This window comes from Enterobacter sp. UNJFSC 003 (genome assembly GCF_036903355.1).
Classification (GTDB): domain Bacteria; phylum Pseudomonadota; class Gammaproteobacteria; order Enterobacterales; family Enterobacteriaceae; genus Enterobacter.
On sequence record NZ_JBAKHK010000003.1, the window covers coordinates 264,279 to 290,559 of the forward strand.

A 26,281-nucleotide genomic window follows, 5' to 3' on the forward strand; every position below is an offset into this window, starting at 1 on the left:
CACCCGCGGTGGCCACATCTTCAGATCACGCGTTTTGCTGCCAGCTAAAGGTGTACCGGAGTTCGCGGTTTTGCAGAATAAATTCCGGTGAAACGCTAGGACTCCACGAGTCATCACCGCCCACGCCCATGTGGAACGCATCAAGATTAAGCCAACATCCCGGTTCTTCGCGCAGCAGATGATGATGGGTAGTCTCATTCAGCTGCTGCTGGCTATAGCGACTCGCGGAAAAATGGAATTGCCCCTGCAGCTGATGCGACCCCACTATCAGTTCACGGGTATCGCAGCGCAGCCCGTTTTCCGTTGGGAATAGGTAAGGCGTGTGCATTTCCTCCAGCGGCAGTTCCCAACGCCCCTGCTGGGCTGCCAGTTTTCTGTCCGGATAGTTTTCATGCGGCCCCAGTCCCAGCCAGTTGACCGTTTCCGGCGCCTGGGCGAGATTCACGCTGAGCCCAATACGCGCGGGCTCCGGGATATCAGACGCAACCTGTACCTGAACATCGGCGTGCAGCACGCCTCGCGCGTCGATTCGCCAGGCTTTGCGGCTCAGGAACAGTGCTTTTCCGCGATATTCCCAGACGTGCAGCGTATTTACCACCGCATCGCCTGCATGTTGCTCTCCGTCACACAGCAGCACCCGCGAGGTTAAATCGTACATGCCCGCCGCTTTCCAGCGCTCGACCCAGGCATTCGGATCGATACGGGTGGCCTCGCTCACGCCAATATCATTATCCAGCGGCGCGCGGCTAAAGTTATCCCTCACTGGCGAGAGCAGCGTTTCAACGCCATCACGCCACCACTGGGTCAGGTTTCCTGAGGTGCGGTCAAACTGCCAGCGCTGATGCTGATGGCTCACCTCAAGCATGCTCTCATGCTGTGTTAAGATCGGCGGCTCGCTGTTTTTCTCCGGTGGTGCGATAAACAGCGGTGCCGGAAGCGGCCACTGCGCCCACGCACAGCGATGCTGTGCCGATGACCATGCCGTCGCCTGCGGCTGGAGCACTTCAACGTTCAGCCAAACCTCGCCGGGTTCAGCCGCGAGCGCCGGCAGCGGGATCTCAATACGCTGTATGCCCTGAGGCGTAATGGAAAGCGGAATATCGCCAGAGGTTAACACCTTCCCGTCGCGGGAAATTGACCACCTCAGCAGCTCGTTATCGGTATGGCGGAACAGGTAATCACTTTGAACATCCACCACCAGCGGATCGCTGCTCACCTGCGTAAAGGTGAAGAATTGCTGCGCGCGCTGCGCCTCGAACAATGCCGGATGCGGAGTACGATCGGGAAATACCAGCCCGTTGAGGCAGAACTGACGATCGTTGGGCGTATCACCAAAGTCGCCGCCATAAGCCCAGAATGGGTTGCCGTTTTCGTCTTTCTTCGTCAGCGCCTGATCGACCCAGTCCCAGACAAACCCACCCTGCAGGCGCGGATGACTGCGAAACGCCTGCCAGTATTTGGCAAAACCGCCGAAACTGTTGCCCATCGCATGGGCGTATTCACACAGGATGAGCGGGCGCGTTTCATCCGGCATGCCGACCCATTTTTTAATTGACCATTTCGGTACGGCAGGGAAGGGTTGATCCTGATCCACGCGAGCATACATGGGGCAAACAATGTCTGTTGCTGCGGTATTCGCACCGCCGCCTTCATATTGCACCGGACGCGTCGGATCGGTGGTTTTTAGCCAGCGGTACAGCGCATCGTGGTTAGCCCCGTGACCGGACTCATTTCCCAGTGACCAAATGATGATAGAAGGATGGTTACGATCGCGCTGCACCATGCGGGTCACTCGCTCGCTCATCGCAGGCAGCCAGCGCGGATCGTCAGAGAGACGGCTCATCGGCACCATGCCGTGCGTTTCGATATTGGCTTCGTCAATCACATACAGGCCGTAACGATCGCAAAGTCGGTACCATAGCGGATGATTTGGGTAGTGCGAACAGCGCACCGCATTAAAATTGTGCTGCTTCATTAATTCGATGTCGCGACGCATCGTTGCTTCATCCATCACCTGGCCGTTTTCAGGGTGATGCTCATGGCGGTTCACCCCACGGATCAGCAGCGGTTTACCGTTGAGCTTCAGCAGACCATTGCTGATTTCAACCCGGCGGAAGCCGACATCGCAGGCTTCCACCTCCAGCAGGTTGCCCTCAGCATCCAGAAGCACAATCGTCAGGCGATACAGCTCCGGTGTTTCCGCACTCCATAGCGCAGGCGCATCAACGGGAATCACCAGCGTTAACCGTTCGGCCCAGCACCCACGCTCATCCACAATGGCAGAGCCTGGGCGCTGCACGGCACTGGCGCATTTTTCGCCATTGCGCCACAGCGTGAGCGCCACCTCGCACTCAGCAAAACGCGCACCAGCCAGCGCAACGTCAACCTTCAGCATGGCCCGATCTAACTCGGTATTCAGCTCCGTCACGAGGTGATAGTCCGCAATTTGCGTCTCGGGCTTATGCAGAAGCGATACGTCGCGGAAAATACCGCTCATGCGCCACATGTCCTGATCTTCCAGATAGCTGCCGTCGCACCAGCGCAAGACCATTACCGCCAGGCGGTTCTGGCCAGAGTGCAGTACCGCTGAGAGATCGAATTCAGCGGGCAGTCTGCTGTCCTGCGAATAGCCGATCCACTGCCCGTTGCACCACAGGTGAAACGCTGAATTCACGCCATCGAAGACAATACGCGTCTGGCCGCTTTGCAGCCAGTCATCATCCATCTCAAATGTGAGCGAGTAACAGCCCGTTGGATTTTCTGCCGGAACGAAGGGAGGATTTACGGCAATCGGATACGTCACATTGGTGTAGATGGGCGTATCGAAGCCCTGCATCTGCCAGTTTGACGGCACGGGCATCGCGACGGCATCGGCGCACTCTTCAGCTAGCCATGCCTGCGGAACCTCGTCTGGGGCAGAATAAAGGTTAAAACGCCACATCCCATTGAGAGAGCGCTTACGCAAGGAACCCTCTTCATCCCGGGCGGCGCGTTCATCACGCCAGCTGTGAAAAGGCGCATGTGCCGCCAGACGGTTCCACTGCGTCACGCCGGGGTTTTCCCAGTCCCGACGAGCCAGAAGTGCGCTGAGAGTCAGCGGTGATGTAATGGACATAGTAACCTCTTTGCGAAGCGCTCACAATTTTAGTCAACATGCCCTGGTATAGTTCAGCGGTAAAGCGTCCAAGCGCAATGTAGCGAGTCCGATCACAAAAGAATCAGCCCCGCGCTATTTTCTCGGCAAGTAACGCAAGCTTTCTCAGCTGCTGCGCCAGATCCTCACAATCGGCCCGATCTGCCACACAAGGCGCGCTTGAATGACGGGCAATCAACGTGACGGGGAGCTGGACCTGCCAGCACCGATCGGCCTGAGTGGGCGCGAGCAGCCATTCCACGCTTTGTGCGCCTGCATCGCGGAAGGCCTGACGAACGGTAGTAAGCGGAGGAGAAAACCAGGCGCTGTCGGCGGTGTCATCAAACCCCACTACCGAAATCTGGCCCGGTATCGTCATCCCCTTCTCGTCACAGGCACGCATCACCCCCAGCGCCATCTGATCGTTTGCAACCAGTATGGCGTCAGGTAATGGCGAGACAGATAAAAGCTGATGGCCTTTTTCATACCCGGAGGCCGCACTCCAGTCTCCGTGCGCCACGGCAACCGCCTCAAGCCCGGCCTTTGCCAACGTCGCTTTCCAGCCCGCCAGACGCGCACGCGCAGAGACGGAGCTTGCCGGTCCGCTGAGCAATGCAATCCGCCTGTGGCCTAGCGAGAGCAGATGTTCAGCCCCAAGGCTGGCACCCTGCCCGGCATTAAAGACCAGGCTATTGACCTGTGCAGAAGGCGACACATCGAGAAACAGCACCGGGACCGGTGCCGCCAACGCTTTTAGCTGCTCCGCGTGAGGATCGTCCAGCGGAACATTCACCAGTAAGGCTTCTACGCGCTGCGCCAGTAACTCCTGCAGTGCAGCCTGGCACTGTTGCGGATGCTCAACCATTGAGATCAACACGCTCGCCCCCTGTTCGACTGCGCGGGATTTTACCGCTGAAGCGACTTGTGAAGGAGCATGCAGAGCCAGATCGGTGGTGATCAGCCCCAGCGTGCGGGTGCGTTTGCCCGCCAGCTGCTGCGCGCCACGGTTAGGCACGTAGTGCAGCTCTGCCATTGCCTGCTGTACTTTTTCCCGCGTGCGGGCGGAAACATGCTCCGCGTCGTTAATCACGCGGGACACGGTCTGGTAGGAAACCCCCGCAAGGAGGGCGACATCATAAAGGGTGATCGCTTTCATGCATTCTGGCATCGCTGCAAATGGGGACACTATTCTGGCACAGCGATGCCATTAATACTTGTGAGCGCTTCGCAAAATTAAACAACCTGCTCAGGCTGCGGGATATTAGCGATACGTGGTTTCTGACGGAACCACGGTAAACAAATCTGGATAAGCGGGCCAATGGTCAGGGCGTAAAGTACCGTCCCCACACCGAATGAGCCCCCCAGCACGCAGCCAATCAGCAGGACAGACACTTCAATTGAGGTACGGACGCTGCGGATTGACCACCCCAGCCGGGCATGAATACCGGTCATCAGACCATCGCGCGGGCCAGCCCCAAAACCGGCACCGATATACATCCCGGTCGCTATCGCATTCATCATAATGCCCGCCACCAGCAACGCAATGCGAAGAGGGAGTGAGGTCAATTCAGGAATGAGCGCCATGGAGGCATCCGCCGCCAGGCCAATACAGATAACGTTACTGATGGTACCCAGCCCGGGCATTTGACGCAGTGGGATCCACAGCAGCAGCACCGCCGCGCCGGTCAAAATGATCACCGTGCCGATGCTCATTCCCAGCTGTAATCCCACCCCAAGGTGAAACACATCCCAGGGATCAACCCCCAGATCCGAGCGAATAAACATCGCGGTTGACAGACCATACAGCCCTAATCCGACATAAAGTTGTAGCAGACGACGTATCATTTTAATCTTCTCCAGTGAACCAGACTTTCATCCTGACCTAAAATGGCACTATGATTAATGTCCAGTTTTCAAATAGTGGACTGCATATGTCATCACGCCGTTTCGGAAGCCAGTCTTTGGTGCGCCTTTTAGGTCACTGGCAACAACCTACGTCCCGTAACCCGCTCTGGCGTCAACTGGCTGATGCCCTACGCCTGCTGATTCTTGATGGCAGACTCGCACTCAATACGCGATTACCGGGCGAAAGAGAGCTTGCGTCAGCGCTGGAGGTGAGTCGAACCACCGTCAGCAGCGCGCTGACTCACCTGCGGGAAGCGGGGTACCTGGAAAGCCGTCATGGCAGCGGTTCACGGGTGATCCTGCCGGATAGCCGCGCCGTACCTACGCTTTCTGCAGCCAGTGCTGAGCTGGATCTGTCCACCGCCGCGCTCAATGCCGGACCCGAAATCCACCAGGCCTACACCCATGCGCTCACGGCAATCGCCCAACACCTTTCACTGACGGGCTACGACCAGCTTGGTTTACTCACGCTGCGCGAAGCCATTGCCGCGCGCTATACCGCACGCGGGCTTCCGACCCGGGCTGACGAAGTGATGGTGGTGAATGGTGCGGTCAGCGGCTTTGCGCTGGTGCTGAGGATGATGACCGGCCCGGGAGATCGTGTCGTAGTTGACCATCCCACCTACCCACTCGCCATTGCCGCCATTCAGGGGGCGCAGTGTCGACCTGTGGGCGTCTCGCTGCCGGAAATGGGCTGGGACATAGATGGCTTCGCGGCAACGCTTGCCCAGACGGCGCCACGCCTGGCGTATCTGATGCCAGATTTTCATAATCCAACAGGGCGATGCATGAATATCGCCACCCGTCAGGCGATAACCGATCTGGCCGCGCAAACCCGCACCACGCTGGTCGTTGACGAAACCATGGTGGATTTGTGGTTTGACTCCCCGCCGCCGCCGCCACTGGCATCGTTTAACCCGCAGGCAGCCGTAATAACCCTGGGCTCCGCCGGCAAAAGCTTCTGGGGCGGCCTACGCCTCGGCTGGATCCGCGCCTCGTCGCGCACCATTGCGACACTCGCCCAGACGCGGGATACCCTTGACCTGGGCTCGCCCCTCCTTGAACAGCTAGCAATGCAGTGGCTTATTGAGAACAGCGATACGTTCCTGCCCGCACGTCGGAAAATGCTGGTGGAACGTCGCGATCGATGCGGAGAGTTGTTGCGTGAACATTTCCCGGAATGGACCTTCCAGGAAGCGGAGGGCGGCCTTTCCTACTGGATAGCGTTGCCGGGCATGCTGGCGACGCAGCTTGCCGCACGGGCAGAAACGCTGGGCATCAATTTGGGGACCGGTACGCGATTTGGTTTATCGGGGGCATTTGACCGGTATTTACGTATGCCCTTCTCACTCGAGCCGGCAGAACTTGAGCAGGCATTACTGAGAATTAAGCCGCTGTGGCTGGCAATGAATAAGAGCACACCGTCAATTAAACGAAGCCTGGTATAATTAAAATAATAAAAACTGCTGACTGTAATGCATGCAGTCAGCAGTTTTCACCAGTCAGGATTCAGTGCTGAGGAGGAATAGGGAAACCTTTCAGTGAAATAACGAAATTTTCACCTTCTTTCTTTATTTTTGCGCCGGTATCACACCAGTCAGACGCAATGCGAAAGAACTCATCACTTCCTACATTCCAGCCTAGACGTACATGCTTCACGTAGCCTGAACGCAACAAATCGCAGGCCTCATTGTAGTCGTTGGCAGTAGACAGTTGTTGTTTCATTTTCTCTTCTTCAGAATTTTACGTAGAGCCTTGATTTCTTTAGGAGTAAATGGAGAAACACTCTCTTCTTCCGTATGCTGATTATCAATATCCTCTTCCGATACTCCCGCCTCTTCTACTGCTTCGAATGCCAGCAGCAGCAGTTTTTCAGTGGTCACGCTGAGATTCTCGTTATTGACTTCAGCGTAGTGGCGAAGTCTTTCTTTTAGCGCATCATTAATTTTAACGTTTAATACCGCAGTAGCCATGATGATCACATCCCTTCGGAATAAGTTATTTATTTAATACACGAAGTTAGGAATGTTATCCAGAGTTATATTTTTTAGTTATGACAGCAAAAAGACGCTCCAATAATAAAATGACAGTCTATTATTACAGGTTGATGACAGTAATATTTCAAAGATATGAAAGATATATTACGCCAGAGGTAATTACCCTTTATTTATAAAGGTTATGTTTTATAAGGATATGCAGAGTAAGTAAAAAAGGGGAGGATTTTTGAGAGACAGAAATGGGTGGGGGCCCTGCCAGCTACATCCCGGCACACACGTCGTCTGCCCTGGCTGCTTCCTTCCGGACCTGACCTGGTGAACAGAGTAGCGTTGCGGGAGAACCAACAGAGCCCCCATTGAGAGCGTTGTTACCCAACGCGCTGGCGCATTATCCCCATGCAGCCCTTCAATTGCAAGCTATCGCGAACTGGATGATGGTTTATTGCGCAAGCAAGCGCAGTAATTCGGTTTATCTTCGTTTAACATTGTCCATCGTATACCTAACTAATTCGGGTTGCATGAGAACGAATGGATAAACACGACTCCTTTGCGCAACGCGTATGGCAAATAGTGGCTTCAATTCCTGAAGGCTATGTCACAACCTATGGCGACGTGGCGCAACTCGCTGGCTCTCCCCGCGCGGCACGTCAGGTAGGCGGTGTACTAAAGCGGCTTCCGGAAGGCAGTTCGCTGCCCTGGCATCGGGTGGTGAATCGTCATGGGGCTATCTCATTGACGGGGCCGGATTTGCAGCGTCAGCGTCAGGCGCTACTTTCAGAGGGTGTAGTGGTGTCGGGATCGGGTGAGATTGATATGCAGAAGTATCGCTGGGTGTACTGAACCCCTCTCCCGCAGGAGAGGGATAAGACACGCTATTACAACTGAGTCGGCGCGGTGGGTACCGCAGGCTGATTGGTTTGAGGCGCAATCGGGACTTCCGTCTGCTGCACCGGAACCAGATTCAGGTCGACCTTAGTCCCACCGTTGTTAATCGCTTCCTGCACCGTGTCGGTGATAAAGACCAGCTTATCGTTGATCGTTACCGCGGCACTCAGAAGGATACGCGCGTTAGGCTGCACCTCTGATGGGTTATACGGCAGCACAAAGCTGAACGGAGCCTGTTTGCCCTCTGTGCGAACGGCACGCTGCGCAAGCACTTTGGATGGCGCATCAGCCAGGGAAGCATCAGACAGCGTCACGGTTAATACCGCATCCGGCGGTAAAGCGACTCTCTGTTTGATCCAGATGGTCCCAGACACATTTGGCTGCTGAATAGCCTGCTGTGAAAGCGTATTAATCCCGTTCGGATCTGCCGCTGGCACCGGGACCTGAGCGCTCTTACCTGCACAGGCGGACAACGCCACCGCAATAGCTACACCACTTAGCATTGGCACGAGTTTCATTGAAGTCTCCTTATCATCAATGCACCAGCGGGATCGATCCCATCCGATGTCGTTTTATTCACATTACATAAACAAGTGTGGCACAAATCACTGATTAATGCCTGAATTCGTCCCGATATTCAGATTATTCTACCCATCGGACCACTTTCATTTCTGCGTTATACTCTGCGTATCTTTCGCTACGGCGTTTATTGAGGACGACTATGAGTCAGGCACTGAACAATCTGCTGACATTACTGAATCTGGAAAAAATTGAGGAAGGACTCTATCGCGGGCAGAGCGAAGATTTAGGCTTACGCCAGGTCTTTGGGGGGCAAGTTGTGGGACAGGCGCTTTACGCGGCTAAGGAAACCGTCCCCACGGATCGTTTGGTGCACTCCTTCCACAGCTACTTTTTACGGCCTGGCGATAGCGCAAAACCGATTGTTTACGATGTAGAAGTCCTGAGAGACGGCAACAGCTTTAGCGCGCGCCGCGTGGCGGCCATTCAAAATGGCAAACCGATCTTTTACATGACCGCCTCTTTCCAGGCGCCTGAACCGGGCTATGAGCACCAGAAAATAATGCCGCCCGCACCGTCGCCGGACGATCTTAAATCAGAAACGGACATTGCCCGTGCGCTGGCGCACTTACTGCCGCCGCAGGTGAAAGAGAAGTTTCTGTGCGACAAGCCGCTGGAGATCCGCCCTGTCGAATTCCATAATCCAATGAAAGGCCATACCGCCGAGCCGAAACGTCAGGTCTGGATCCGCGCTAACGGCACGGTTCCGGAGGATTTTCGCGTTCATCAATATCTGCTGGGCTATGCATCCGACTTCAACTTCCTGCCGGTGGCACTACAGCCGCACGGCGTGGGGTTCCTGGAAAAAGGGATGCAGGTTGCGACGATTGACCACTCCATGTGGTTCCACCGCCCGTTTGATATGAATCAGTGGCTGCTGTACAGCGTGGAGAGCACCTCGGCGTCAAGCGCGCGCGGATTTGTTCGCGGAGAGTTTTATACCCAGGATGGCGCACTGGTGGCCTCGACGGTGCAGGAAGGCGTGATGCGGAATAGAGGATAACATCCGGTGCGGTCTGATGCCCTCTCCCCGTGGGAGAGGAATTAACCCAGAAAAACGGCAACCATAGGTTGCCGTTTTTCTGTTTATTATGCGTTATACGCATTCTCGCCGTGGCTGTTGACGTCCAGACCTTCGCGCTCCTGCTCTTCCGGCACGCGCAGTCCAACGGTCATGTCAGCCAGCTTGTAGCCAATAAAGGCAACAACGCCGGACCAGACGACGGTAATCGCGATACTCTCCAGCTGCACCAGTACCTGGTGAACCATGGTGACGCCTTCTGCGTAGCCCACGCCACCCAGTGATTTCGCAGCAAAGATCCCGGTCATAATACACCCAACGATACCGCAGACGCCGTGGACGCCAAACACGTCGCAAGGATCGTCAACGCGCAGAACACGTTTCAGGGCAGTCACACCCCACAGACCGGCCAGACCCGCAACCAGACCGACGAGCAGCGCGCCGCCGACGCCAACGTAACCGCAGGCTGGCGTGATACCGACCAGGCCAGCAATCGCACCAGAGCAAGCCCCCAGCAGGGAAGGTTTACCACGAACCGCCCACTCGCCAAACACCCAAGAGAGAATGGCACCCGCCGTTGCGACAACCGTGTTCACGAAGGCCAGCGCAGCGATTTCGTTAGCCGCGCTTGCGGAACCGGCGTTGAAGCCGAACCAGCCAAAGTAGAGGATAGCGGTACCGGTAAACACCATTGGCAGGTTGTGCGGTTTGAACGCTTCTTTACCAAAGCCCACGCGTTTGCCAATCAGATAAGCCCCCACCAGACCCGCGACTGCGGCGTTAATATGCACAACGGTGCCGCCTGCAAAGTCCAGCGCGCCGTGAGCCGCCAGCAGGCCGCCACCCCAGACCATGTGCGCAATCGGCACGTAGGAGAGCGTCATCCAGACCACCACGAAGATCAGTACCGCCGAGAAGCGAATACGTTCCGCCAGCGCGCCGACAATCAGGCCAACGGTAATTGCCGCGAACGATCCCTGGAAAGCGACATGGATATACTGATAGAAACTGCCCATTAAGGCGGTCAGTTCGATATTTTTCAGCATCACCCAGTTAAAGTTGCCGAAGAAGGCATTGCCTTCCCCGAAGGCCAGCGAGTAGCCGTAAACCACCCACAGCACGCAGACCAGCGCAAAGGTCACGGCAACCTGCGTCAGCATGGAGAGAACGTTTTTACCGCGGATCAAGCCGCCGTAGAACAGCGCAATCCCCGGAATGGTCATGAAGAGCACCAGCGCGGTGCAGATCATCATAAAAGCGTTATCGGCTTTGTCTGCCACCGCAGGGGCAGCCATTGCCAGGCCCGGCAGCAGTGCCAGCGAACCCAGACCCGTTTTGAGTGTTGCTATCTTCATTTTCTCGATCCCTATCACTGTGTGCCAGGAGTTACTTACAGTGCCGCTTCGTCGGATTCGCCGGTACGGATGCGAATGACGCGCTGCAGTTCGGCAACGAAAATTTTGCCGTCGCCAATTTTGCCGGTGTAGGCTGCTTTGCTAATGACATCAATGACTTCATCAAGCTGATCGTCCGCAATAGCCACATCAATTTTCACTTTCGGCAGGAAGTTAACGCTGTATTCCGCCCCGCGATAAAGCTCGGCATGACCCTTCTGACGACCAAAGCCTTTCACTTCGGTGACAGTCAGTCCCTGAATACCCATAGAAGACAACGCTTCACGCACGTCTTCGAGTTTGAATGGTTTGATTACAACCGTAACCAGCTTCATAAATCCCCTCCAGTCAGAATTCGGTAATGTCCGCAGCTAACACCAAGGGGATGTTGCAAGGGGTGTGCCAGAATTGAAAACAGAGGAAAAAAGGGGCGTAACGAGCCCGGGAAGGGGGACAGAAATCTCTTGATGAAAAAAAACGCACCATGACGGTGCATGGCGCGTTTCCGTTTTGCACCAACAGCTGCAGCTGTTAGCGCATTGCCTGATTTTGGTGCGTCAGGCGCTCAGCGACTCTTCTTCTCGCGCGCTGGCCGCCAGTTCTTCGCCCGCAAGCTGCAGTTGATACATCTGCCAGTAGCGTCCTTTGGCCTCCAGCAGCTGTCGGTGAGTGCCACGTTCAACGGCCTGCCCACGGTGCAGCACCAGAATAGTATCCGCCTCGACAATGGTAGACAGCCGATGGGCGATGACGACCAGCGTGGTGTGGTCGCGCACGGCCGCCAGCGCCAGCTGAATGGCCTGCTCGGTCCCGGAGTCGATACTGGCCGTCGCTTCGTCCAGAATCAGCACCTGAGGCGTTTCAATCAGCACGCGCGCCAGCGCCAGGAGCTGTTTCTGCCCAACGGAGAGGTTATTCCCCTGCTCGCCCAGCTTGGTGTTGATCCCGTCGCTAAATCCGCGCGCCAGTTCGGCCAGTTGGACTTTTTCCAGCACCTCCCACACCTGCTCTTGGGTATACGGCCGCCCGAGCGTGACGTTGGCAAAAAACGTATCGGCCAGCACAACCGGATCTTGCTGCACCATTGCAACGCCCTTGCGCAACACGTTGTGGCTAAGCGAGGCAAGCGGACGTCCATCCAGGCGGATGTCGCCCTTCGTTAACGGGTAATACCCCATCAGCAAACTCGCAAGCGTACTCTTACCGCTACCCGTATGCCCAACCAGCGCCACAAAGCCGCGGGACGGAATATCAAGAGTAATGTCCTGTAACACCAGTCGATCGTCCCGGTAGGCAAACGAGACGTTATCGAACGCAATCGCACCACTTTGCAGCGGGCGTTCATCATTGCCGTAGGTCTGACGCGGCCTGTCCATCAGCTCAAACACGCGCTCGCCCGCCACGACAGCCTGTTGCAGCATCGATTGCTGAGTGGTGAGCTCAATCAACGGTTCGTTAAGACGACCAAGATAGCTGATGAAGGCGTACAACACCCCAACCTCAATGGAGCCACGGGTTGTCAGGCCAAACAGCATCAGCAGACCACACAACACCAGCGTCGAGAAAAGGCTCAAAAGCGGGCGCAACAGAAAACCGTCGAGGCGTAACGTCTGCATACGCGCCATATAGTGCGACCGGCTGGCCTCGCCCATACGTTCGCCGAAGCGCGCCTGCTGGCGGAACTGCTGGATGACGCTCATCCCGTTAATCACTTCGTTGAAGCCATCGTTGATATCAGCCAGGTAAGCGCGCACCCGGCGAACAATCGGCGTGCTGTAACGCTGATAGATGACCATCACAATGAGCACTGCCGGGAAGATGGCGATCGCGACCAGCGCCATGCGCCAGTCGAGGCTGAACATCGCCACCAGCATCGCGCTAATCAGCGCGGCACTGCGCAGCACGGTGGCCACAACGGTGACGTACAGATCGCGAATCACTTCGGTATCGTTGGTCACGCGCGATATTACCTGCCCGACGGGCTGGGTATCGAATTCGCTCAGCGGCTGACGCAGTGCAGCGTCCATTACGTCAGTACGTAGCTGCTGCACTACGCCAACGGCAGCGCGGTTAAACAGCAGCGATTGTGCATAATGCAGCCCGGCTGCCGTCAGCTGTAGTCCGACGTAAGCGACACCCAAACCCGCCACCAGACCTAACGGCAGATAGTTTTTGGCGACCATATTGTCGATAAAATAGCTGATGAGGAGCGGGCCGCTCACCTCCGCAATTGCCGCTATCCACAGCAGAAGCACGGCAATCGACAGCGGTTTGCGCCACGGAGAACCGTAGGCAAGCAGTCGCTTAAGGGTCGGCCACATTGTCCCGATCTTACGCATTTGCGGCCTCCTCGTCCTGTTCAGGTACATCATCCAGCGCCGCTTCAAGCTGCTGATAACGATACATATCGCGATACCAGCCCGGTTGCTCAGCAAGCTGCTCATGCTCGCCGCGTTGGGCGATATGTCCATGCTGCAAGACGAGGATTTCACTGGCTTCCGTCAGCGCCGACAGGCGGTGAGCGCTGATGATCACGGTGCGTCCTTCACCCCACTGGCGTAGATTATGCAAAATCTGGTGCTCAGTGCGGCCATCAACCGCCGAGAGCGCATCATCCAGAATCAGGATTTCAGCGTTAAGCAACAGCGCTCGGGCAATGGAGATTCGCTGCTTTTGCCCGCCCGACAGCATGACACCGCGCTCACCTACTTCGGTTTCATAGCCCTGAGGCAGCCTAAGGATATCCTCATGCACGCTGGCTAAACGCGCCACGTGCTCGATCTCGTCCTGAGTGGCAGAAGGGCAACCCAGGGCAATATTATTGGCGATAGTATCCGAGAATAAAAACGGCGTCTGGCTGACCACGGCCAGACGACCGCGCCAGCTGTCCAGCAGCAGGTTTGTCAGCGGAACATCATGGAAACGAATGTCGCCCTGCGTCACGTCAAAGTGGCGCTGGAGAAGCGATAAAATGGTGCTTTTTCCCGATCCGGTAGGCCCACAAATCCCCAGCATCTGGCCGGGATGCAGCATAAAGCTCACATTTTCGAGCACCGGCCGTTCGCTTTGCGGGTAATGGAAAGTACGAATATCCGCTTTCACTACCCCGCGCCCTTCCGGTACCGGCTCGCTGCCATCATTCACCACTGGCGCTTCTGCCAGCATGGCGCGAATACGGCTATAGGCCGCGCTGCCACGCTCAACGATGTTAAACATCCACGCCAGCGCCAGCATCGGCCAAATCATCAGACCCAGATACATCGCAAAGCTGGTTAACTGGCCGAGGGTCATCGAGCCCTGCACCACCATCCAGCTCCCACCGCCAATGGCCAGCAGGTTAGCTATGCCAATTGCGATATAAATTGTCGGGTCGAAACGGGCATCAATACGCGCGACGCGCATGTTTTTCGCGCCGGTGTCCGCCGCGTCGGCGGCAAACAGCGCCGACTGTCGGTCTTCCAGACCAAAGGCTTTGATCATGCGGATGCTGGTCATGCTCTCCTGAGTGCGATCGTTTAGCGACGAAAACGCGGCCTGCGCCAACTTGAAGCGCTCATGCAATTTTTCTCCGTAGCGATTGATCGCCAGCGCCATGACAGGCATTGGAAGAAGCGCCAGCAGGGTTAACTGCCAGCTGATCTGGGTCGACATGACAATTAACACTGCACAGCCCATCACCAGAGAATCCACCAGCGTTAAGACGCCCTCCCCGGCGGCAAAGACCACGCGATCGACATCGTTCGTCGCACGGGCAATCAGATCGCCGGTGCGATGGCGCAGGTAAAATTCGGGATGTTGCCGGCTTAGCTGGCGATAAAAATCCTCACGCAGCTCAACGGCCAGCTGATAGGACGCGCCAAACAAGAGCACGCGCCAGACATAGCGCAGCAGATAAACAATCACCGCCGTCAGCACCAGCGTGCCAACCCACATCAGCACCCGTGCGGTGGTGTAATGCTGCTCGGTGACGCCGTCCACGACGTATCCCACCACTCTTGGCGGGATAAGCTGCAGAATAGCAATGATGATAAGCAGGAATACTGCGCCAAGGTAGCGTTGCCACTCCCGACGAAAGTACCAGCTTAATTGGCCAAATAATCGCACGCGGTTTGTTCCTGAAGGTATTTTACGAAGTTATTCAATGGGTAATGCCGTGGTGTACTTAATCTGTTCCATGGCGAAGCTCGAGGTAACGTCCGACAAGCCCGGCACGCTGTTGACCAGCCGCTTGTAAAAATCGTCATACCGCTTCATGTCTGCCACCTGAACTCGCATCAGATAGTCGTATTCACCCGCCATACGCCAGAAGCCGAGCACCTCCGGCATTTCAGAGACCTGAGTGACGAAGCGGCAATACCAGTCGCTGCTGTGGTGCTGTGTTTTTATCAGCACAAAGGCGGTCAATCCAAGCCCCAGTTTTTCGGGATCCAGCAGCGCGACGCGGCCCAGCAAAATGCCGTCGTCCTCCAGCTTTTTGAGACGTTTCCAACAGGGTGTGGTGGTCAGATTAACGGCATCCGCCAACGCCTGCAAAGAGAGGGTGCAGTCGGTTTGCAGCAATGAAAGCAGCTTGCGGTCAATTTTATCTAGCATACCCACCTCACAGAGAAAATTTTTCTCCCTGCATTCTATTTTAAAGGTTAGATAGCAACAATTTTTTCTGTGCTTTTCGCTATGCTGGGCACAAAATGACAAACGGATAAACACGATGAATAGCACCTGGGTTAAACATGCCATCAGCGAAATCAATGCCGACTACCAGCGCTCGGCGGACACCCATTTGATCCGCCTGGCGCTGCCGGGTTTCGCGGGTATTCAACTCTACCTGAAGGATGAAAGCACGCATCCTACGGGGAGCTTGAAGCATCGCCTGGCACGCTCGCTATTCTTATACGGTTTATGTAACGGTTGGATTAAAGAAGGCACCACCATCATTGAATCGTCATCCGGTTCAACGGCAGTATCAGAAGCCTACTTTGCCCGCCTGCTTGGGCTACCGTTTATCGCCGTGATGCCGTCCTGCACCGCGAAGCGCAAAATCGAGCAGATTGAATTCTACGGCGGACGCTGCCACTTTGTGGAGAGCGCCTGCGAAATCTACGCGGCCTCTGAAATGCTGGCGCGCGAGCTGAGCGGCCATTATATGGACCAGTTCACGTTCGCAGAGCGGGCCACCGACTGGCGCGGCAATAACAACATCGCCGACAGCATTTTCCGCCAGATGACCCATGAGCCGCACCCGGTTCCGTCTTACGTTGTGATGAGTGCCGGAACGGGCGGGACGTCTGCCACCATCGGACGCTATATCCGCTGCCAGGGTTATGACACCAAACTGATGGTGGTCGATCCGCAGAACTCGGTCTTCCTCGACTACTGGCAGAGCCGCGATGCCGGCTTGCGCAGCCCGGTCGGAAGCAAGATCGAAGGGATTGGCCGTCCGCGCGTTGAGCCATCATTCATCCCTGACGTTGTTGACGAGATGCTGCGCGTGCCGGATGCCGCAAGCGTTGCGACTGCGCACTGGCTAGAGACGCAGCTTGGCCGCAAGGTTGGCGCATCGACCGGCACCAATATGTGGGGGGCGCTGCAGCTTGCCGCGCGCATGCGTGAAGAGGGCCAGACCGGCTCTATCGTCACGCTGCTGTGCGACAGCGGTGAACGCTACCTGGAGACCTATTACAATGCGGAATGGGTGCGGGCCAACATCGGCGACATAGAGCCGTGGAAAGCGCAGATTGCACAGCTTGTGAAATAAAAAAAACCAGGCCGAAGCCTGGCTTGCTGGAAGGGTCTCACTATTCGGGGGAATATGGGAGGTTGTTTTTGTCCAGCCAATGCGTCAAAAAGTGGGACACCGCTTCATTACGGCAGTGACCAATAACCGGCAGATGAGGTAGCTCCGCAATCAGCTGCGGCATCGCATTCCCCATAATCAGACCGCGACCGACGCTACCCAGCATCTCGCGGTCGTTCATGGCATCGCCAAATGCCATACACTCCTGCATCGTCAACCCCAGATGGTCACTCAGTACCGCCAGGGCAGACCCTTTGTTGCAGCCAACCGGCAGCACCTCCAGACAATCTACTGCCGAGAAGGTCAGATGAGCCCGATCGCCCAACGCGTCGTTTAGCTGAATGCGTAGGCGACAGAGATCGTCATGATCGCCACAGAAACAGATCTTGGTTACCGCATGGGCAGGAATTCGACGTAAATCGATAAGCTGATATTTAAATCCGCTGTAGACGTGAGCGTGTAATAAGTCAGGGATTTCTCGCCCGGTAAACCAGCCTTCATCGTTAAAAACATGTACGCTGGCCTGAGTGTCCCAGGTGCTGTGAAGCACGATATCCGCCACGTCCGGAGTGAGATCCTGACGGTGCAACACCTCCCCTTCAACGGAATGGATCCGCGTCCCGTTACCGGTGATCAAAAATGCATCAAGGGATAATGCCCCCAGGAGATGACGCATCTCCAGCACGTGTCGGCCAGTGGCAAACGTCAGGGTGACATCACGTTCATGCAGGCGCTTCAACGTGTTCAGGGTTTTCTCCCCTAAACGGTGATCCGGCATTAATAACGTGCCGTCCATATCAAACGCAGCGAGCCTGGCCATGATTACTCCCGAAAATGTGATGCAATTAACTTGTGCATCAATATTACGTGGGATATACGGATGTAATAGTGAATAGATGATAATTATTGTTCCGGGTTTATCATGCGCCAGCTAAACCGTCTTAACCAGTATCACCGTCTATGGTTGCCTTCTGAGGGAGCCCCCCAGCGGGCTACCATCACCGAGCTTGCCAGCCGCTGTTTTTGCAGCGAACGGCATGTCCGTACATTGCTTCGCCAGGCGCAGGACGCAGGCTGGCTAAGCTGGCATGCCCAGTCTGGCCGCGGCAAGCGCGGCGAGCTGATATTCCACGTAACCCCAGACTCGCTGCGCAATGCGATGATGGAAGAGGCGCTAAAAAGCGGGCAGCAGCACAACGCCCTTGAGCTGGCTCAACTGGCCCCAGGGGAGTTACGCACGTTACTGCATCCTTTTTTAGGCGGGCACTGGCAAAACGACACCCCGACGCTGCGTATCCCCTATTACCGTTCGCTGGATCCTCTTGAGCCAGGCTTTTTACCTGGCCGGGCCGAGCAACATCTGGCAGGGCACGTTTTCTCCGGGCTGACGCGCTTTAAAGGCAATAGCAACGAACCCACGGGCGATTTAGCACATCATTGGGAGGTGTCCCCAGACGGGTTGCGCTGGCATTTTTATATTCGCTCCACGCTGCACTGGCATAACGGCGATAAAATCGAGACGGTACAGCTTCAGCAAGCCTTGATGGCGCTGCTGGCGCTCCCGGCCCTGCGAAAACTGTTCCAGAGCGTCTTACGCATTGACGTCACCCATCCGCAGTGCCTGACGTTTATTTTGCATCAGCCGGATTACTGGCTGGCGCACCGGCTTGCAACTTACTGCAGCCGTCTTGCCCACCCAGATCAGCCCATGACCGGCAGCGGCCCTTTCAGGCTGAGCGCGTTCGATCCCGATTTGGTGCGGCTGGAAAGCCACGAGCAGTACCATCTTAGCCACCCGCTGTTAAAGGCGATTGAGTACTGGATCACGCCAACGCTGTTTGACTACGGGCTGGGAACAAGCTGTCGCCATCCGGTACAAATCGCCATCGGCGAGCCTGATGAACTTGAGAGCCTGCGGCAGGTGAGCAATAGCATTAGCCTGGGTTTTTGTTACCTTACGCTGAAGCAGAGCGTGCGTCTGAGTGAAATGCAGGCACAGCGGCTGATCAACATTATTCACCTCTCGGCGCTGCTGCACACGCTGCCGCTAAACGAAGGACTCATCACCCCAACCGAGGAACTGCTCCCCGGCTGGAAAATCCCTCAGTGGCCAGATTTAACGGAGGTGGCTTTACCTGATAAGTTGACGCTAATTTATCATTTGCCCGTTGAATTACACACCATGGCAGATCAGCTAAAGCAGTATCTTGCGAAGCAGGATTGCGATCTCACCGTTATCTTTCACGACGCCAAAACCTGGGATGGATGCCAGCGGCTTGCTGACGCAGACATCATGATGGGTGACAGGCTGATAGGTGAAGCGCCGGAATATACGCTCGAACAGTGGCTACGCTGCGATACGCTTTGGCCGCACCTGCTGAGCGCGTCGCAATACGCCCATCTACAGGCCACCCTGGACGCTGTTCAGACCCAGGCCGATGAACTGGTCCGGCATGCGGGTCTAAAAGCCATCTTCACCCGGCTCATGGAAAATGCGGTGCTGACACCGCTATTTAACTATCAGTATCAAATCAGCGCCCCGCCGGGCGTAAACGGCATAAGACTGAACACCCGCGGCTGGTTTGATTTCACCGAAGCCTGGATCCCCGCCCCCAAATCGTGAAGAAGCTGGTCGCCGTCGGAGTCAGACGGTAACATGGCGTTTTTACCGTAACTGTTGAGATGATTTATGAAACGTGCCGTCGTCGTGTTCAGCGGAGGACAAGATTCCACTACCTGCCTGGTCCAGGCCCTTCATCAATATGATGAAGTTCACTGCGTCACTTTCGATTATGGCCAGCGCCATCGCGCTGAAATCGATGTAGCCCGTGAACTGGCCCTGAAACTGGGTGCCCGCGCGCACAAGGTGCTGGACGTTACGCTGTTAAACGAACTGGCCGTCAGCAGCCTCACCCGCGACAGTATTCCGGTTCCTGACTACGAGCCCGATGCCAGTGGTATTCCGAATACCTTTGTGCCGGGCCGTAACATTCTCTTTCTGACCCTGACGGCGATTTACGCCTACCAGGTAAAAGCCGAAGCGGTCATCACCGGCGTGTGTGAAACCGACTTCTCCGGCTATCCGGACTGCCGTGATGAGTTTGTGAAAGCGCTAAATCATGCGGTCAATCTGGGGATGGCGAAAGAGACGCGCTTCGAAACGCCGCTGATGTGGCTGGATAAAGCGGAAACCTGGGCGCTCGCAGACTACTGGGGCAAGCTGGACCTGGTCCGCAGCGAAACCCTGACCTGCTACAACGGGATTAAAGGCGACGGGTGCGGTCAGTGTGCCGCGTGTAATCTGCGCGCTAACGGCTTAAATCACTATCTGGCCGATAAAGCTGGCGTGATGGCTGCGATGCAGACAAAGACCGGGCTGAATTAACGTTACTTCACCGTGCTGTCGAACAGTTTTACGCCGGCAGCACGCGTAACTTTCATGAGAGTCGTCAGCGTTGGATTCCCGTTGTCGGATAACGTTCGGTATAGCTGCTGTCGCGACAACCCGGCTTTAGCGGAGGTCTCGCCGATGCCACCCCGGGCTTCAATAACGCGCAACCACATCATCCCTGTCCATTATTCAATCTCTGAAAATGCCTTTTGTCATTTATAAAAGACAAATATCTATACGATCATCAGCTCCAGCTTTTCGCGCAACTCCCCTTCCAGCGGCAGCGCCTTCTGGGTTTTCAGATCGATACAGACAAAAGTGATCAGCGCATCGGCTACCGCCTGCCCCTCAGGATCCAGCGTCACGACCTGACTCAGTATGCCGCTCTTACCGTTCAGCTGTTGTACCTGACTGGTCACGGTTAGGACATCCCCCAACACGGCCGGGCGACGATAGTTGATGTTGATATTGACGACCACGAACGCGATGTTGTGTGCAGTCAGCCACTGAAAACTGTCGCTGTTTTCCAATCCGTCCCAGCGGGCCTCTTCGAGAAACTCGAGATAGCGAGCGTTATTCACATGCTGGTAAACATCGAGGTGGAAACCGCGTACTTTTATTTTTGTCTGCATAGCGCATGCCTTAAGCGTTATTATAGGATGAGAGGCCATAACTGGTATGACCTCTTTATTCTGGCAAATTTTTGCCGCTGTGCAAGTAATTATGTGATTACAACGTCAGGTGTGAGAGGTTGCGCTCAACCAGGGAACTGCCCATGCCCGGAACCTGCTTGAGATCGTCGACAGTTTTGAAGGGGCCATACTCTTCTCGGTAGCTGACGATAGCTTGCGCTTTCTTCAGCCCTACGCCATTCATTGCACGAGCGAGTTCTTCTGCAGACGCCGAATTAATGCTGACTCGCGTGCCGTCGTCCTCGGTATTGTTACTGGCGTCAGCTGCTTTGACGTGTAAGGGTGACTGCGCGGTTGGGTCGGATTTACTCTGCATAGCCTGCGTTTTGGCCGCGGGGGTTGCAGCCAGTACGCCAGTGGTCATCCCGGTAGTGGCAATAGCCAGCGTAATTAACAGTGCTTTGATTCCACGTTTCATGCTGTTTTCTCCTTGTTTGTTGACAGCCACGTCACGATAGCCGCAAGGAAAAACAGGCACAAACAGCAGATTCCAGATATGGAAAAGGCCGCGAAAGCGGCCTTTAGTTTTTGCAGTGCGTTACGAAAATCTGCGAGCAGATACGTAATTATTGCTGCTGAGTGATCGCATCGCCCAGCTTAATTTTGGCTTCTTTACGCAGGTTGCTCATCATCGCTTCAAAAGCGATCTGGGCATTGTTCTGAGTAATGCCCTGCACCATCGCTTTCTTCTGCGCTTCTGGCATCGTGCCCGCTTTTACCTCGTCCAGAGCCAGCAGAACAACGTTACCCTGCATATCGGTCGTGGTACCGAAGCTTGGCTTGTCCTTCGCCGGCAGGCTCAGACCAAATGCCGCCTGGCTGATGGGATCCTGACCGGTACGGCTCAGCGTTTTCGCCTCACCAAAGCTCAGGCCTGCTGCTTTCAGCGCATCATTTTTGCCTGCTTTCAGATCTGCAACGATCTTCTCAGCATCCAGTTTTGCCTGCTGAACCGCTTTGTTGTGCTTAACCTGCGCAACAACCTGATCCTTCACGTCTGCCAGCGGTTTTACCGCTTCAGCTTTGTGCTCGCTGACACGCAGAACGAACGCACGATCGCCATCGACGGTAATGATGTCTGAGTTACTGCCCGGCGCGCCGTTCTCGCCGATCAGGCCACCATTAAAGATGGCATCAGAAACCGGTTTAAAGTTCAGCTCTTCAGGCAGGGTGTCGTGACCGAACCAGCCTGTTTCAACCGCTTTCACGCCAGCCGCCTGCTCCGCACCCGCCAGGGATTCATTGTCGTTGCTCGCCGCATCGCTCACTTTCTGTTGCAGGGCATAGAATGAATCCAGTGCTTTTTCCTGCTTCACTTTCGCGGCGATATCATCACGCACGTCAGCCAGCGGTTTAGTTTTTGCGGCTTCGATATCGTCCAGGCGCGCGACCAGGAAACCGACCGAAGATTTGATGACTCCGGACAGCTGGCCTTTGTCTTTCAGACCGGCATTTTTCAGCTCATCTGGGGTGGTTGCATCTTCCAGCCAGCCCATATCTCCGCCGTTTTTGGCAGAGATAATATCGGTAGATTTTGCTTTCGCGACGGTGGCGAAATCAGCTCCTTTGTTCAGTTCATCCAGAACCGCCTTAGCATCTGCTTCGGTTTTGGTCTGGATAACGCTGTAGCGGTTACGCTGCGGCTGAGTGAACTGATCCTGATGCTGATCGTAATAAGACTGGATATCCGCGTCAGACACGTTTGCCTGCAGCGCAGCTGCGTCCAGCTTGATATAGCTCACGCGGAACTGCTCTGGTGCAACGAAGGTGTTTTTATTCTGCTCGTAGAACGCGTTAATTTCTGCGTCGCTAACCTGCTGTTTTGCCGCCAGCGCATTCACATCAATGGTTGCTTCACGAACAACACGCTGTTGAGCCACCAGCGCGGCCAGTTCGTCAGTTTCACCCTTGAGCATGAAATCGGTGCCAACAACCGCATTGATCAGCTGCTGAGTCGTCAGCTGGTTACGCAGCGCCTGTGCATACTGATCTGCAGTCATGCCCATCTGGTTCACAATGCTGTTGTAACGAGCGTTATCGAATTTGCCGTTTGACTGGAACGCCGGAGTAGAGAAGATGGCTTTTTTAACCTGCTCGTCGCTGATGCCCAGGCCTAAGTCTTTAGCGTACTGATCCAGCAGCGCTTCGTCGATAAGGCGGTTCAGCGTCTGCTGACGCAGGGTTTTCATATAACCTTCATTCGCCGCTAGCTCAGAGAATTGATCGCCCAGCTGTTGCTGCATACGGTTACGTTCACCGGCGAAAGCATTCTCGAACTGTCCACGGCTGATTTCCTGGCCATTCACTTTTGCGGCATAGTTTGCGCCACCGCCGATAAGGTAGCTACTCACGCCGGTCAAAATGAACGACACGATAATGATACCGAAAATAATCTTGAGCACGAGACTGTTAGCAGCCGTGCGTAAGCTGTCCATCATGGTGTGACAACACTCCGCTGTAGGTGACTGGTTACCTGACGCTGACGGAAAATCCTGACCGTCGCGCGTAAAGACGTATTGTGACAAGAAAACAGGGCAATTGTCAGCCCACAACTCGCATAAACTCGCACAAATCAGGTATGGACAAACAAAAAAGGCACATCAAATGATGCGCCCTTGTACTTTTGGCTTCCCTGAAACGGGAAAGCAATCAGTTTACTGCGTCTTTCAGCGCTTTACCTGCACGGAAACCCGGCACTTTAGCGGCAGCAATGGTGATCTCTTTACCGGTCTGAGGGTTGCGGCCAGTACGGGCAGCACGCTCTTTAACAGCAAAAGTACCGAAGCCTACCAGTGCAACGTCGTCCCCAGACTGCAGAGATTCAGTAACAGAAGCAATTAATGCATCTAACGCACGTCCAGCTGCAGCTTTAGAAATATCAGCACCAGCAGCAATTTTGTCAATCAGTTGAGATTTATTCACTGTTCTCTTCCTCTCTTTATAATTTATATCGCGCCTGAATCCTTCACAACGCGACCGCGCAGCAGTTATATCAGGCCTGCCATGACCTTACAACACCCGTTGTTGATGGCTGGCCTAATCAGCAATCTAAATTAGCTATACAAAAAAAGGCTGGCAAGTCCGAATTGACTTACCAACCTTGTTTTTATTGGCGCTCTTTGCGCGAGGTCACTATTTTGCGGTTACAACCTGCATTCCGGAGGGTTCATTCTGCAGTGCGAGAGTCAGAACTTCCTCAATGCGTTTCACCGGATGGATCTGCAGATCGGCAATCACGTTGTCCGGAATCTCTTCCAGATCGCGTTTATTCTCGTAAGGAATCAATACGGTTTTGATCCCTCCACGGTGTGCCGCCAGCAATTTTTCTTTTAACCCACCAATTGGCAGAACCTGACCACGCAGGGTAATTTCCCCCGTCATCGCCACATCGGCACGCACCGGGTTCCCTGTCAGACAGGAGACCAGAGCGGTGCACATGGCAATACCGGCGCTTGGGCCATCTTTCGGCGTTGCCCCTTCCGGTACGTGAACGTGAATGTCGCGTTTTTCGTAGAAATCTGGATTGATACCCAGTTTTTCCGCGCGCGCGCGTACCACGGTCAGTGCAGCCTGGATGGACTCCTGCATGACTTCACCCAGCGAGCCGGTGTAGGTCAACTTACCTTTACCTGGCACACAGGCGGTTTCGATGGTCAGCAGATCGCCGCCCACTTCCGTCCACGCCAGACCGGTCACCTGGCCAACGCGGTTTTCGTTGTCCGCACGACCATAGTCGAAGCGCTGAACGCCCAAATACGCGTGCAGATTATCGCCGTTAATCACGATATGTTTCAGGCTCTTATCCAGCAGCAGCTGTTTAACCGCCTTACGACACAGCTTCGAGATTTCCCGCTCAAGGCTACGCACGCCTGCTTCACGGGTGTAATAGCGAATAATGCCAACAATCGCGCTGTCCTCAACGGTCAGCTCGTTGGCTTTCAGGGCATTACGCTCAATCTGTTTCGGCAGCAGGTGCTGCTTCGCAATGTTCAGCTTCTCGTCTTCGGTGTAACCGGAAAGGCGGATCACTTCCATACGGTCCAGCAGCGGAGCCGGAATGTTCATGGAGTTAGACGTCGCGACGAACATCACATCGCTCAGATCGTAGTCCACTTCCAGGTAGTGATCGCTAAACGCCACGTTCTGTTCTGGATCAAGCACTTCCAGAAGAGCAGAGGCCGGGTCGCCACGCATGTCCGAGGACATTTTGTCGATCTCATCGAGCAGGAACAGCGGGTTTTTAACCCCCACTTTTGCCATCTTCTGGATCAGTTTACCCGGCATAGAACCGATGTAGGTACGGCGGTGACCGCGGATTTCCGCTTCATCGCGTACGCCACCCAACGCCATACGGATATACTTACGTCCCGTCGCTTTCGCGATGGACTGACCCAGAGAGGTTTTACCGACGCCAGGAGGTCCCACCAGGCACAGGATCGGGCCTTTAATTTTGTTCACACGGCTTTGTACCGCGAGATACTCAAGAATGCGGTCTTTCACGCGCTCTAAGCCGTAGTGGTCGGTGTCCAGAATCTCCTGAGCCTGACGCAGGTCTTTTTTGACCTTGCTGCGGGCATTCCACGGAACCTGCACCATCCACTCGATATAACCACGGACAACGGTCGCTTCTGCCGACATCGGAGACATCATTTTCAGCTTCTGCAGTTCCGCTTCGGCTTTTTCTTTTGCCTCTTTCGGCATTTTCGCCGCATCGATCTTACGTTTCAGCGCTTCGTTTTCGTCCGGGGCGTCATCCATTTCGCCGAGCTCTTTCTGGATGGCTTTCATTTGCTCATTCAGATAGTACTCACGCTGGGATTTCTCCATCTGCTTTTTCACGCGGTTGCGAATACGCTTCTCAACCTGCAGCAGATCGATTTCAGACTCCATCATCGCCATCAGGTATTCCAGACGTTCATTAACGTCGGACATTTCCAGCACAGACTGTTTGTCAGCCAGCTTCAGCGGCATATGTGCAGCGATGGTATCCGCCAGACGTGCAGGATCGTCAATGCTGTTCAGCGACGTCAACACTTCTGGTGGGATTTTCTTGTTCAGCTTGATGTAGCCTTCAAACTGGCTAATCGCGGTACGCACCAGCACTTCCTGCTCGCGCTCATCAAGTTCAGGCGAGTCAAGGTACTCTGCCTTGGCAGAGAAATGTTCGCCATCGTCTGACAAAGTGGTAATACGCGCACGCTGCAAGCCTTCTACCAGCACCTTCACGGTGCCGTCAGGCAGCTTCAGCATCTGCAAAATAGAGGCCACGGTCCCGACGGTGAAAAGATCGTTTACACCCGGCTCATCCGTTGATGCTTCTTTCTGCGCAACCAACATGATTTTTTTATCATGATCCATGGCGGCTTCGAGGCAACGGATAGATTTTTCCCGCCCTACAAATAAGGGTATGACCATGTGCGGATAAACCACCACATCGCGCAACGGCAATACGGGGATTTCAATGCGTTCAGAACGCTCAGGATTCATAGA

General features: G+C 55.1%; 22 protein-coding genes, 1 other RNA gene and 2 pseudogenes. 6 read left to right on the forward strand and 19 right to left on the reverse strand.

The window, feature by feature from the left end:
* Positions 1-25: 25 nt before the first annotated feature.
* From V5P19_RS11445 to V5P19_RS11455, 3 genes are all read right to left on the reverse strand, one after another.
* The gene (locus V5P19_RS11445; RefSeq protein ID WP_334403288.1) at positions 26-3,115 is read right to left on the reverse strand and encodes a beta-galactosidase; all 3,090 of its coding nucleotides are present in this window, start codon (positions 3,113-3,115) and stop codon (positions 26-28) included.
* A 103-nt stretch (positions 3,116-3,218) separates the two neighbouring features.
* Positions 3,219-4,289: a LacI family DNA-binding transcriptional regulator gene (locus tag V5P19_RS11450; RefSeq protein ID WP_334403290.1), complete on the reverse strand. Its 1,071-nt coding sequence runs from the start codon at positions 4,287-4,289 to the stop codon at positions 3,219-3,221.
* Positions 4,290-4,366: 77 nt separating this feature from the next.
* Entirely contained in the window at positions 4,367-4,978 is a 612-nt protein-coding gene (locus V5P19_RS11455; RefSeq protein WP_334403292.1) for a hypothetical protein, read from the reverse strand.
* Between the two features lie 86 nt (positions 4,979-5,064).
* On the opposite strand from V5P19_RS11455, the gene V5P19_RS11460 reads away from it, so the two are divergent.
* Positions 5,065-6,486, forward strand: a complete 1,422-nt coding sequence (locus V5P19_RS11460; RefSeq protein ID WP_334403294.1) for a PLP-dependent aminotransferase family protein — start codon at positions 5,065-5,067, stop codon at positions 6,484-6,486.
* Between the two features lie 61 nt (positions 6,487-6,547).
* Here the strand turns inward: V5P19_RS11460 and V5P19_RS11465 are convergent, their stop codons facing one another.
* From V5P19_RS11465 to ffs, 3 genes are all read right to left on the reverse strand, one after another.
* The gene (locus tag V5P19_RS11465; RefSeq protein WP_334403296.1) at positions 6,548-6,763 is read right to left on the reverse strand and encodes a hypothetical protein; all 216 of its coding nucleotides are present in this window, start codon (positions 6,761-6,763) and stop codon (positions 6,548-6,550) included.
* The gene (locus V5P19_RS11470) at positions 6,760-7,011 is read right to left on the reverse strand and encodes a hypothetical protein (protein ID WP_334403298.1); all 252 of its coding nucleotides are present in this window, start codon (positions 7,009-7,011) and stop codon (positions 6,760-6,762) included. The genes V5P19_RS11465 and V5P19_RS11470 overlap by 4 nt, the downstream gene beginning before the upstream one ends.
* 274 nt (positions 7,012-7,285) lie before the next feature.
* Positions 7,286-7,382: signal recognition particle sRNA small type (ffs, locus tag V5P19_RS11475), an RNA gene on the reverse strand.
* A gap of 84 nt (positions 7,383-7,466) precedes the next feature.
* Between ffs and V5P19_RS11480 the strand changes: the two are divergent.
* Positions 7,467-7,875, forward strand: a pseudogene (locus V5P19_RS11480) (MGMT family protein).
* A gap of 35 nt (positions 7,876-7,910) precedes the next feature.
* On the opposite strand, the gene V5P19_RS11485 reads toward V5P19_RS11480, so the two are convergent.
* Positions 7,911-8,438: a YbaY family lipoprotein gene (locus tag V5P19_RS11485; RefSeq protein WP_334403300.1), complete on the reverse strand. Its 528-nt coding sequence runs from the start codon at positions 8,436-8,438 to the stop codon at positions 7,911-7,913.
* A gap of 203 nt (positions 8,439-8,641) precedes the next feature.
* On the opposite strand from V5P19_RS11485, the gene tesB reads away from it, so the two are divergent.
* Positions 8,642-9,502: an acyl-CoA thioesterase II gene (gene tesB / locus V5P19_RS11490; RefSeq protein ID WP_334403302.1), complete on the forward strand. Its 861-nt coding sequence runs from the start codon at positions 8,642-8,644 to the stop codon at positions 9,500-9,502.
* Positions 9,503-9,588: 86 nt separating this feature from the next.
* On the opposite strand, the gene amtB is transcribed toward tesB, so the two are convergent.
* From amtB to V5P19_RS11515, 5 genes are all read right to left on the reverse strand, one after another.
* Positions 9,589-10,875, reverse strand: coding sequence for an ammonium transporter AmtB (gene amtB, locus V5P19_RS11495; protein ID WP_334403304.1), 1,287 nt, complete (start codon positions 10,873-10,875; stop codon positions 9,589-9,591).
* A 35-nt stretch (positions 10,876-10,910) separates the two neighbouring features.
* A complete protein-coding gene (gene glnK, locus V5P19_RS11500) occupies positions 10,911-11,249 on the reverse strand; it encodes a P-II family nitrogen regulator (RefSeq protein ID WP_008503304.1) in 339 nt (112 codons plus the stop codon).
* Between the two features lie 222 nt (positions 11,250-11,471).
* Positions 11,472-13,253: a SmdB family multidrug efflux ABC transporter permease/ATP-binding protein gene (locus tag V5P19_RS11505; protein ID WP_334403306.1), complete on the reverse strand. Its 1,782-nt coding sequence runs from the start codon at positions 13,251-13,253 to the stop codon at positions 11,472-11,474.
* Positions 13,246-15,018: a SmdA family multidrug ABC transporter permease/ATP-binding protein gene (locus V5P19_RS11510; protein WP_334403309.1), complete on the reverse strand. Its 1,773-nt coding sequence runs from the start codon at positions 15,016-15,018 to the stop codon at positions 13,246-13,248. Before V5P19_RS11510 ends, V5P19_RS11505 begins: the two co-directional genes overlap by 8 nt.
* A 30-nt stretch (positions 15,019-15,048) precedes the next feature.
* Positions 15,049-15,507, reverse strand: coding sequence for an Lrp/AsnC family transcriptional regulator (locus tag V5P19_RS11515; protein WP_334403311.1), 459 nt, complete (start codon positions 15,505-15,507; stop codon positions 15,049-15,051).
* Between the two features lie 115 nt (positions 15,508-15,622).
* On the opposite strand from V5P19_RS11515, the gene V5P19_RS11520 reads away from it, so the two are divergent.
* The gene (locus tag V5P19_RS11520; protein ID WP_334403313.1) at positions 15,623-16,669 is read left to right on the forward strand and encodes a PLP-dependent cysteine synthase family protein; all 1,047 of its coding nucleotides are present in this window, start codon (positions 15,623-15,625) and stop codon (positions 16,667-16,669) included.
* A gap of 40 nt (positions 16,670-16,709) precedes the next feature.
* Here the strand turns inward: V5P19_RS11520 and cof are convergent, their stop codons facing one another.
* The gene (gene cof, locus V5P19_RS11525) at positions 16,710-17,528 is read right to left on the reverse strand and encodes an HMP-PP phosphatase (RefSeq protein ID WP_334403315.1); all 819 of its coding nucleotides are present in this window, start codon (positions 17,526-17,528) and stop codon (positions 16,710-16,712) included.
* A 102-nt stretch (positions 17,529-17,630) separates the two neighbouring features.
* On the opposite strand from cof, the gene V5P19_RS11530 reads away from it, so the two are divergent.
* Positions 17,631-19,331: an SgrR family transcriptional regulator gene (locus V5P19_RS11530; protein ID WP_334403317.1), complete on the forward strand. Its 1,701-nt coding sequence runs from the start codon at positions 17,631-17,633 to the stop codon at positions 19,329-19,331.
* 66 nt (positions 19,332-19,397) lie between these two features.
* Entirely contained in the window at positions 19,398-20,093 is a 696-nt protein-coding gene (queC, locus tag V5P19_RS11535) for a 7-cyano-7-deazaguanine synthase QueC (RefSeq protein ID WP_334403319.1), read from the forward strand.
* A gap of 2 nt (positions 20,094-20,095) precedes the next feature.
* Here queC and V5P19_RS11540 read toward each other — a convergent pair.
* The 6 genes and pseudogenes from V5P19_RS11540 to lon form a co-directional block, all read right to left on the reverse strand.
* Positions 20,096-20,263 (reverse strand): annotated as a pseudogene (locus V5P19_RS11540) (DNA-binding protein); the annotation flags it as partial.
* 69 nt (positions 20,264-20,332) lie between these two features.
* Positions 20,333-20,731: a YbgC/FadM family acyl-CoA thioesterase gene (locus V5P19_RS11545; protein ID WP_334403321.1), complete on the reverse strand. Its 399-nt coding sequence runs from the start codon at positions 20,729-20,731 to the stop codon at positions 20,333-20,335.
* A gap of 97 nt (positions 20,732-20,828) precedes the next feature.
* Entirely contained in the window at positions 20,829-21,209 is a 381-nt protein-coding gene (locus V5P19_RS11550; protein WP_334403323.1) for a helix-hairpin-helix domain-containing protein, read from the reverse strand.
* A 148-nt stretch (positions 21,210-21,357) separates the two neighbouring features.
* Positions 21,358-23,229, reverse strand: coding sequence for a peptidylprolyl isomerase (gene ppiD / locus V5P19_RS11555; protein ID WP_334403325.1), 1,872 nt, complete (start codon positions 23,227-23,229; stop codon positions 21,358-21,360).
* A 211-nt stretch (positions 23,230-23,440) separates the two neighbouring features.
* Positions 23,441-23,713 (reverse strand): nucleoid-associated protein HU-beta, encoded by a 273-nt coding sequence (gene hupB / locus V5P19_RS11560; RefSeq protein WP_010428111.1) that lies wholly within the window; start codon positions 23,711-23,713, stop codon positions 23,441-23,443.
* 210 nt (positions 23,714-23,923) lie between these two features.
* Positions 23,924-26,278 (reverse strand): endopeptidase La, encoded by a 2,355-nt coding sequence (gene lon / locus V5P19_RS11565; protein ID WP_006809878.1) that lies wholly within the window; start codon positions 26,276-26,278, stop codon positions 23,924-23,926.
* Positions 26,279-26,281 lie beyond the last annotated feature (3 nt).